General features: G+C 69.5%; 1 protein-coding gene. It reads right to left on the bottom strand.

Translation table 11 applies throughout. The annotated features are described in order from the left end of the window. On the bottom strand, positions 1 to 607 hold a 607-nt coding region (locus ABD067_RS26200; protein ID WP_343898390.1), incomplete at both ends, for an IS5 family transposase.

Genomic DNA, 607 nt, shown 5'->3' on the forward strand with positions numbered 1-607 from the left:
TCGCAGCGATGTCGATCATCGTCTCGGAGGATTGCACGCGGTACTCGTGGTCCTTGGCGAGGCGACGATTGCGGTTCAGCCACGCGATCGAGCGCTCGACGATCCAGGTCAGCCCTGTGATGCGGAACCCGCGCTGCCGGCGTTTGACGATCCGCAGGTCGTAGCCGTCGTGGCGCTTCAGCGCGCAGGCGGGCTCCCGGCTCTCGTGTCCGGCGTCCGCGATGAGGGTGCGCAGGTCGGGGAAGGCGAATCGCAGTCCGCCGACGAGCCGGAAACCGGCGACCCGATCGGAGGCCGAGGCGGGCTCCACCCTGCTGGCGAACGGCAGGCCGAGCGTGTCGACGAGGATGCGGCGCTTGCGCCCCTTGATCCGCTTGTGAGCGTCGAAGCCGCGCACGCCGCCCCGCTCCGCCATCTTCACCGACTGGCCGTCCATGATGGCGACGGTAGGACAGGAACGATGACCTGCGGCTTGGCGTGCCATGCCGTGCAGCGCCCACTGCAGCTGGGTCCAGACGCCGGAGCTGCGCCATGCCGCGTAGTAGTGGTAGACCGTGCTCCGCGGTGGAAACTCGCGCGGCAGCAGCCGCCACTGGCACCCGGTCCG

This window comes from Craurococcus roseus (assembly GCF_039523795.1).
Lineage (GTDB): Bacteria > Pseudomonadota > Alphaproteobacteria > Acetobacterales > Acetobacteraceae > Craurococcus > Craurococcus roseus.